A 7,661-nucleotide genomic window follows, 5' to 3' on the forward strand; every position below is an offset into this window, starting at 1 on the left:
AGGACTCAAGCCTTGCAACGGGACGCAGAGCGTCCGGGGCGGCATTCCCACGCAGAGCGTGGGAACGATCGTCAGATACGAAATCCGGTGTAGGTGTCGGCCCATTTCTGCTGGGCGGCTAACGCAACTTTCAATCGCCCAATCTGCTCTTTCACCCGCTCCGGCGCCGTTCCGCCCCAACCACTGCGCGCCGCAATCGCCGCTTCCAGGGTCAAACAGTCCCGCACCTCAGGCAACAACCGAGCATCCACCTCCGCCAACATCGCCGGGGAGGCTTCCCACAACTCAATCTCATGCTTCTCACAGGCCTGCACCAACGCACCCGTAATCTCATGCGCCTCTTTAAACGGCACACCACGGGTCGCCAACCAATCCGCCACCTCAGTCGCCAAGGTAAATCCCATCGGCGCCTGACGCCGCAGCTCCTCCACCTGAACCTTCATGGTCGCGACCATTCCGGCCATCGCCGGCAGAACCAGCAGCAAGGTATCCACGCTGTCCAACACACTGTGCTTGTCTTCACTCAAATCACGGTTGTACGACAGCGGCAACGACTTGAGCGTCGACATCAACCCAGTCAGGTTGCCAATCAAGCGCCCAGCCTTACCCCGCGCCAATTCGGCAATGTCTGGGTTCTTTTTCTGCGGCATGATCGAGCTGCCCGTTGCGTAGGCATCGTCCAGCACCACCCAACGAAATTGCCGTGAAGACCACAGGCAAAACTCCTCCGACAGCCGCGAAATATTCACCCCAAGCATGCTCGCTACAAACAGAAACTCCGCCACATGGTCACGGCTGGCCACAGCGTCGATAGAGTTTTCGCACGGCCCGGTGTAGCCCATTTCCTTGGCCGAATGCTCCGGTTGTCGCGCAATCGCTGAACCTGCCATCGCCGCCGCACCCAGCGGCGACAACGCCGTACGCGCATCCCAATCCACCAAACGCTGCACATCGCGCAGCATCGACTGCGAATGAGCCAACAAGTGGTGGGCAAAGACGATAGGTTGCGCCTGCTGCAAATGGGTAAAGCCCGGGCAAATGCTTTCGATGTGCTGCTCAGCCTGCGCCACCAACGCCTGCTGCAAACCCAGCACCTCGGTGGTGATGGTGCGCGCATGGTCCCGTAGGAAAAGACGCAAGTCATTGGCGGTCTGGTCATTACGCGAACGCCCGGCACGCAACTTGCCGCCCAGGGCGCCGAGGCGCTCGGTCAATACGCGTTCGATGAAGGTGTGAACGTCCTCGTCATCCAGCGTCGGATGCAGGTTGCCGGCGGCGAAGTCCGCGCCGATACCGTCCAGGGCTTGCAGGGTGCGCAAGGTCTCCGACTCATCCAGCAAACCGGCGCGCTGCAACTCACGGGCATGGGCACGGGAGCCGGCCAGGTCGTAGGGTGTCAGGCGGAAATAGCGCTCAGGGCAACGCGACAACGCGGCCAAAGCAGCAGACGGACCGGTCTTGAAACGAGCGCCCCAAAGGCGATCGGTGGGCTGAGACATGGGTGTTCCTCACGCTTGTTTTTAGAAGAGTCGGAGGCAGTAGAAAACTAAAAAGTCCTGATCGTACTGTCAGGTTTTGCGGGGTGTTAAATCAGCCTCTGTGTGCTGTTCAACCCGCTATATTCAAGGTTGCCAAGGGCGGATGTTTATGTTCATTATCGCCGCCTGGCTATGTTCAAGGATTGGGTTTAAGCCTGTTGAATATGGCACTTGAGGTCAACGCGTATTATGGAAACCCCACTTTCCACTTCTGGAAACATACCGCCAAAACCCGGCACAAGACCGCCCCTGCAACTGAGCGGGCTGGACTTCAAATTGCTGCGGGTATTTATGGCCGTGGTCGAAGCGGGAGGCTTCAGCGCCGCGCAAAACGAGCTGAATGTGGGCCTGGCCGCCATCAGCAAACAGATCTCCGACCTTGAGATTCGCATCGGCATGCGCCTGTGTACACGGGGCAGGGAAGGGTTTGGCCTGACCGAAGAAGGCAAGCTGGTGTATCAAGCATCCATCGAGTTATTTACCTCGGTGGACAGTTTCAGAGACAAGCTTAGTTCGGCGCAGAATGAACTGATCGGTGATCTTAGTGTGGGTGTAATTGATAACACCGTGTCTGACGTTAATTCACCGCTAGTTGCCGCATTGGGAAAACTACATAGCGACTCACCAAAAATTAGATTGCGCCTACATGCTTCACAGTTAGACGAAGTTGAACGCGGCGTGGTGGAGGGGCGTCTGATCGTCGGCATCGTTCCGGTGTACCAGCGCCGTGAAGAGTTCGACTATTTCCCGCTGTACGAAGAAAAGGCCCACGCCTACTGCGCTGTAGGACATCCACTGTTCAACGCGAGCGACATCACACCTGACGTGCTGCGCCAATACGAAGTGGTCAACCATCGTTATGCGATCCATCGCGACAAGGCTAACTTCGTCACTTGCGACAGCCAGTCCGCCTCGGCTTCGCAAGTGGAAGCTGTCGCCATTTTGATCCTGACAGGCCGCTTCCTGGGCTTCCTGCCGGAACACTACGCCGCACCACTGGTAAGAGAAGGGCGCCTACGCGCACTGTGCCCGGAACAGGTTCACCTGAGCACCGCGTTCAACCTGATCCTGCGCCACAACGCGCCGCGCAGCCCGATGGTAAAAGCCTTCGCAACGGCGTTGGGTGTAGACCTGAAAACAGCCACATAAACACCCGCCGAACACAAAACAACGGGCTGAAAGAGATCAAATGTGGGAGCTGTCGAGCTCCAGCGAGGCTGCGAAGGTATCGACGCGGTCTCTCTGTCGAACCTGCCGTTCGCATCGATACATTTTCCGCCTGGGCAACAAACAACCAGACTTGTACTGTCTTCAGCTAACCCTGAGGAGGGATGCCCATGACTCAAACAAAAAACAGCCCCCCAGCAGAAGGCATCTGGGACAGCTACTTCCTCCATGGCCAATCAGTGTCCGGCGACTTTATGTCTGAGGATGACCGATTGGAGGTTCTGGAGTTAAATCAGATAGTTCATGAACGTCTCGACGCCAACGAGACGCCCATTCATGTGTCTCTCGACGATCTGATCAACGAGGCTGAGACAGAAACCGTCCGTAAGAATTGAGTTAGGTATCGAATCACAGTGCGTGTAAAAAAGCCCAACCTTCTAGATTGGGCTTAATGAAAACGAAATTCGGGGCAATGTGATTCAATCTCTCAACCCCTAGCATCCCATGCTAGTGCGCGACTACCGCAGCTGCTTGCGCTTCTTCTTCGCATGAAAATGCCGAAAATGCGCATCCTGCGCCGCCGCCAACAATTCCCTATCCCCACGCGTATCACCCCAAGCCCTCAGCCGATACTCCCCCAGGTCCCCATACACCGCCTCAAGCCGCAGCACCTTATTCTCACAGCGGCAATTATTCCCGGTGAGCTTGCCCGTCAACACCCCATCGACCACCTCAAGCTCAGTGCCGATCAACTTGATCCCCAGCCGATCCGCAAACGGCTGCAACACCAACGCCGGTGACGCCGAACACAACGTCACCACCGCCCCGGACTGCACCTCATCCGCCACCGACTGCAACCCGCTCGGGCGCATCAGCTTGTTCCAATACGCCTGGCAATACGCCTGCGCCTGCTGCTGAACCCAAGCCTTCTCCACACCCGTCATAAAGGTGCGAATCAACTGCGCCTTCAACTCATCCCGGCTGATCTGGCGTAACAAAAACTGCAGTCCAGGCAACGCAAGCTTCACCATCCGCCGACAGAACTCACCCTTGCCAAAGGCAAACTTGAGGAACGGCACAAAACTGTCGTGGTGGGTCAGGGTGCCGTCGAAGTCAAAGACGGAAAGTACTTTGGCGTCAGCGGGGCCGGCTTCGAGCATGTCTGGGTTCACGGGTGGTCCTTGATCGTTTGGAGCGGGTTCTGATAACTGTGTGACTGATGCCCACTGCATGGGTTCAGGCTGACAACGGTTATGCAATTCAGATCAGCCAGACAGAGTGATGTTGTGCTTTTACTGGCAATGATCAAGGGAGTTTACCCGGTCGGGCATAGGAATGAACGTTGGAAGGCATCCGGCATTGTTACAGCGCGGACAGGGAAAGGGTTGTTGGTGATCCGTCCGAGCATCAGCCCGGACGGACCGCTTTTTGGATATCAGCGTGTCGAATGGCTCGACGGCTGGAAATACTCTGCCATTTTTTGAAACCAAGTCTTGCTCGGCGGTGCTCGTCGGCGAGTCCTATTGAGCAGTAGATACGGCATATCACGTAACCGAATCCACCCTTCATCCTGCCAATGCAGAAGGCTCAACGACATCTCCGGCCAATCCAGCAAGCTCAGCATCGGTCGGTCTTTAGATCGTGGTTGATGCTTGTCACGCAAAGTCGGCACGACTTGATGGGTCAACCATTCACGCAGCAGGCGATGCCCTGGTGAGTAGTGATACACCAACAATGCATACACACCGGACTCACTGATCATCAGCATGCTCTCAGGCTGGCCGTGATAGCAGATTTCCAGTGTTTGTCGCTGATCCTCATCGAGCTTGCTGACCATTCGTTCATGCAGATATAGCCCCATCAGCCGACCAAGGTCGCGAGCACAGAACCATGGCTGGTTCTCCAGCAGCAGGGCATGCAGATGCAGGTTTTGGCGGATAAAGACGGTAGGTTCATGCATGACACACCTCCGAGCCGGAGCGTGTTTGAGAAATGGTGCGGGTGCTGCGAATGACCTTCGCAGGTGATGCAAAGTATCCAGGCATTTCCGTTACCTCTGGTTGCTTTCTTAGGGCAGGCGTTATGGGTGTCGGGAGCTAAGAAACCCACCAGAGACGGGCCGGACATATTCCCCTTTCGGGTCTTGTATTCGCCCACTCCCGACATAACGGGGATTTTTCACAGGCGTAGAGAAACCGCTGGCGAAAAAAAGCCGCATGGCTGTCGGGTGCGGAGGACCGCTCTGGTTGAGGCGTTTCTTAGGCGCCGAATGGTGAGGGTAGGTGGGCGGTTGGAGGCCGTCAAGCTCTCAGAGTTATCATTCCATTTCAGTTGAGATGTGCTGACTATCGATTTCGGGGTTGATCATTTTTTGGATTTCAGCCCGCAATGTGTCTCTATTTTTCGTCTGGCATTCCCAGATAATCGATACGCGCCAACCTGACCCTTCAAGCGCTCGTTTAGCCTTCATATCTCGTTCAACATTTTTTGCGAGCTTAGGTAGCCAAAAATCCAGTCTGCTTTTAGGCGTGTACGCGTATTTGCAGCCAGGATGGCTATGCCAGAAACACCCGTGAACGAACAAACATAATCGGTGCTTCGGGAATGCTAGGTCTGGTGTCCCTGGTAGATCCTTTCGGTGTAGACGATAGCGAAACCCTAAATCATGGCATGCCGATCTAACAATCATTTCGGGCTTGGTATTTTTTCCCTTAATTCTGGACATGTTCTGAGAGCGTTGTTCTGGTGTGACGATGTCTGCACTCATTCAAGGCTTTCCCAATGAAGAAATCTTTTTTTTGACGAGGCAGGTCCTCGACCCTGATTTTTGTAGATCTATTCCTCTTAGAGAATCTAGCAAGTTTTTCCAGCTGGAATCATTGCTACGTGATTTTTATCCACGCTTTTAGGTGAGATCAATGGTGCATTGATATCATGACGATATCCCAAGTTGACGATGGTATAGGCGGATCAGACTTTATACCTCTGTACCGTCGACGAGAGGCTGAGATACCTCGTTCTCGATTTGGCATGTACCGTTACCATCGGGCCCACTTCGGCAAATTAAGCGCCAACTGTCCAAGGCTCGCACGGTGGCACTGCTGTTCCTTTACGTGGTGATGACAAGTGGATATTGTGAATGGCATTGCGCCACTGCCAGACGGTTGGTGATTTTCCAACATAAGTAGTTTTCTGATAATTTCACATCAGATCCAATCACTTTTCGTGAATATCTTTTTAATGCCAACGTCGAGTTAGCAAGTTTTAGAGAGCAGGATATGGACAAGGAGTCGACCCTGAAATCAGGTATATACAACCAGCTCATTTTTCGAGTCATCGTTGCGAGAGCGACTTATGAGGCGGAGACATGGGAATGTGGGCCGATCGGTGGCTAAGATGAACCCACTGCTCCGCATGGCGATTATTGCTGGTGTTGAGGTCGCAGTTAAGCTCCACATCGCACGTGGCGATGATCTTGACGCTCGCGACAGAGGGGGAGCCACTCCCTTGATGTTGGCCTCTGCTCGAAGGAAAAAGGGTGTTGTGCAGCTACTTTTGGCTGCTGGCGCAAAGCCTGAGCTGCTCGATCCTGAAGGCAAGGATGCGCTCGCATATGCAGAGAAGGCTGAGTGCGCTCATTGTATCGATCTGTTGAGAGAGGCCCTTGGCTCTAACGGGCAAGCGAATGAAACCTACGCATCCGACAAAGGTTTGTCTCTGGCGAGTGAATCGCCCCGGATTCTCTAGACACCTTGCAAGCTCATTGCGTAACGCTTTTCAAACTCTACCGGTGACAGCTGATTGTTGAAACCATGGCGGCGTTTTACGTTGTAGAACATCTCGATGTAATCGAACACGTCACTACGAGCATCTTCCCGCGAGGTGTAGATTTTTCGCTTGATTCGTTCCCGTTTCAGAAGCTGGAAAAAGCTCTCGGCCACAGCGTTGTCATGACAGTTGCCTCGGCGACTCATGCTGGCAACCAAATTGTTTGCCTTCAAAAAGCTACGCCAATCGGAGCTGCTGTACTGGCTGCCTTGGTCGCTATGAATCATTACCTCTTGTTTCGGTTTACGCCTCCAAACCGCCATCAATAAAGCATCAATGGCTAAATCGCTGGTCATCTGCGACTTCATTGACCAGCCTACAACCTGGCGAGAAAACAGATCTAGCACCACAGCCAAGTACAACCAGCCTTCATACGTACGAATGTAGGTGATGTCGGTAACCCAAACCTTGTTGGGCTCCACGACATCGAACTGGCGCTTCAGCAAATTGGGTGAGGCGACAGCTGGCTTACCGCCGTACTTTCCAGGGCGGCGTCTATAACCTGTCTGAGAACGCAGACCTTCAAGACGCATCAGCCTCGCCACACGATGTCGACCACAATCTTCACCGACCTCGCGCAGATCGTCATGGATTTTGCGATAGCCATAAACGCCGCCGCTCTCCAGCCAGGAGTGCTTGATCAAACCTAACAGTCTCTGGTCGTCTTTGGCGCGTGCAGATTGCGGCTCAGACAGCCAGGCGTAATAACCGCTGGGATGGACTTTCAGCGTCAGGCAAAGCCGTCGAATCGAATAGTCGCCAGCGCGCTGCTTGATAAAGGCGTACTTCAGCCGCACTCCTTGGCAAAGTACGCGGCGGCCTTTTTTAATATGTCTCGCTCTTCAGTGACGCGCTTGAGTTCCGCTCGCAGACGACGCAGTTCAGCGTGCTGATCATCATCCTGCTGCCGTTCTTCTTGAGGTTTGCTGTAGCGCTTTATCCAGGCATAGAGGCTATGCGTCGACACACCAAGACGGGCCGCTACCTCAGCGACAGCCAGCTTCTTTTCGGTCACTTGATTGACTGCTTGGATTTTGAATTCTTCGGGGTAACGCGGGTTGCTCATGGCACCTCCTAATTGGCCTCAGTTTAAGGCAAAGAGGTGTCTACGAAACCCGGGGCGATTCA

The 7,661-nt window shown here is 54.3% G+C and carries 8 protein-coding genes; 3 read left to right on the forward strand and 5 right to left on the reverse strand.

Going from position 1 to position 7,661, the window contains the following annotated elements; all coding sequences use genetic code 11:
- Positions 1–71 precede the first annotated feature (71 nt).
- Complete coding sequence (gene argH, locus BFL40_RS13640) at positions 72–1,499, reverse strand: argininosuccinate lyase (RefSeq protein WP_071484487.1); 1,428 nt, start codon at positions 1,497–1,499, stop codon at positions 72–74.
- A 228-nt stretch (positions 1,500–1,727) separates the two neighbouring features.
- Here argH and BFL40_RS13645 point away from each other — a divergent pair, with 228 nt between their 5' ends.
- Entirely contained in the window at positions 1,728–2,687 is a 960-nt protein-coding gene (locus BFL40_RS13645; protein ID WP_071484488.1) for a LysR family transcriptional regulator, read from the forward strand.
- Between the two features lie 188 nt (positions 2,688–2,875).
- Entirely contained in the window at positions 2,876–3,100 is a 225-nt protein-coding gene (locus tag BFL40_RS13650) for an AbrB/MazE/SpoVT family DNA-binding domain-containing protein (RefSeq protein WP_071484489.1), read from the forward strand.
- Positions 3,101–3,223: 123 nt separating this feature from the next.
- Here BFL40_RS13650 and BFL40_RS13655 read toward each other — a convergent pair whose 3' ends face one another.
- The 3 genes from BFL40_RS13655 to BFL40_RS32955 all read right to left on the reverse strand — a co-directional run bounded on the left by BFL40_RS13655 (position 3,224) and on the right by BFL40_RS32955 (position 5,472).
- Entirely contained in the window at positions 3,224–3,865 is a 642-nt protein-coding gene (locus tag BFL40_RS13655; protein ID WP_071484490.1) for an HAD-IB family hydrolase, read from the reverse strand.
- Positions 3,866–4,140: 275 nt separating this feature from the next.
- On the reverse strand, positions 4,141–4,665 hold the full coding sequence (locus BFL40_RS13660; RefSeq protein WP_071484491.1) for a BRO-N domain-containing protein: 525 nt from the start codon (positions 4,663–4,665) through the stop codon (positions 4,141–4,143).
- 357 nt (positions 4,666–5,022) lie between these two features.
- Positions 5,023–5,472, reverse strand: coding sequence for a very short patch repair endonuclease (locus BFL40_RS32955; protein ID WP_074851602.1), 450 nt, complete (start codon positions 5,470–5,472; stop codon positions 5,023–5,025).
- 629 nt (positions 5,473–6,101) lie between these two features.
- Here BFL40_RS32955 and BFL40_RS13665 point away from each other — a divergent pair.
- The gene (locus BFL40_RS13665; protein ID WP_071484492.1) at positions 6,102–6,452 is read left to right on the forward strand and encodes an ankyrin repeat domain-containing protein; all 351 of its coding nucleotides are present in this window, start codon (positions 6,102–6,104) and stop codon (positions 6,450–6,452) included.
- On the opposite strand, the gene BFL40_RS13670 is transcribed toward BFL40_RS13665, so the two are convergent.
- Positions 6,449–7,599, reverse strand: a protein-coding gene (locus BFL40_RS13670; RefSeq protein WP_139213470.1) for an IS3 family transposase whose coding sequence is annotated in 2 segments (ribosomal slippage) — positions 6,449–7,362 and positions 7,362–7,599 — 1,152 coding nt in all. Because the reading frame shifts where the segments join, the coding sequence is not laid out codon by codon here. The two genes, BFL40_RS13665 and BFL40_RS13670, sit on opposite strands and share 4 nt — an antisense overlap.
- Between the last annotated feature and the right edge of the window lie 62 nt (positions 7,600–7,661).

Source organism: Pseudomonas costantinii, from assembly GCF_001870435.1.
GTDB lineage: Bacteria > Pseudomonadota > Gammaproteobacteria > Pseudomonadales > Pseudomonadaceae > Aquipseudomonas > Aquipseudomonas costantinii.

Excerpts from the sequence above, each read along its gene's own strand:
- BFL40_RS13665 (WP_071484492.1), top strand. The coding sequence starts at position 6,102 with ATGAACCCACTGCTCCGCATGGCGATTATTGCTGGTGTTGAGGTCGCA.
- BFL40_RS13645 (WP_071484488.1), top strand. The coding sequence starts at position 1,728 with ATGGAAACCCCACTTTCCACTTCTGGAAACATACCGCCAAAACCCGGC.
- BFL40_RS13650 (WP_071484489.1), top strand. The coding sequence starts at position 2,876 with ATGACTCAAACAAAAAACAGCCCCCCAGCAGAAGGCATCTGGGACAGC.
- BFL40_RS32955 (WP_074851602.1), bottom strand. The coding sequence starts at position 5,472 with ATGAGTGCAGACATCGTCACACCAGAACAACGCTCTCAGAACATGTCC.
- argH (WP_071484487.1), bottom strand. The coding sequence starts at position 1,499 with ATGTCTCAGCCCACCGATCGCCTTTGGGGCGCTCGTTTCAAGACCGGT.
- BFL40_RS13660 (WP_071484491.1), bottom strand. The coding sequence starts at position 4,665 with ATGCATGAACCTACCGTCTTTATCCGCCAAAACCTGCATCTGCATGCC.
- BFL40_RS13655 (WP_071484490.1), bottom strand. The coding sequence starts at position 3,865 with ATGCTCGAAGCCGGCCCCGCTGACGCCAAAGTACTTTCCGTCTTTGAC.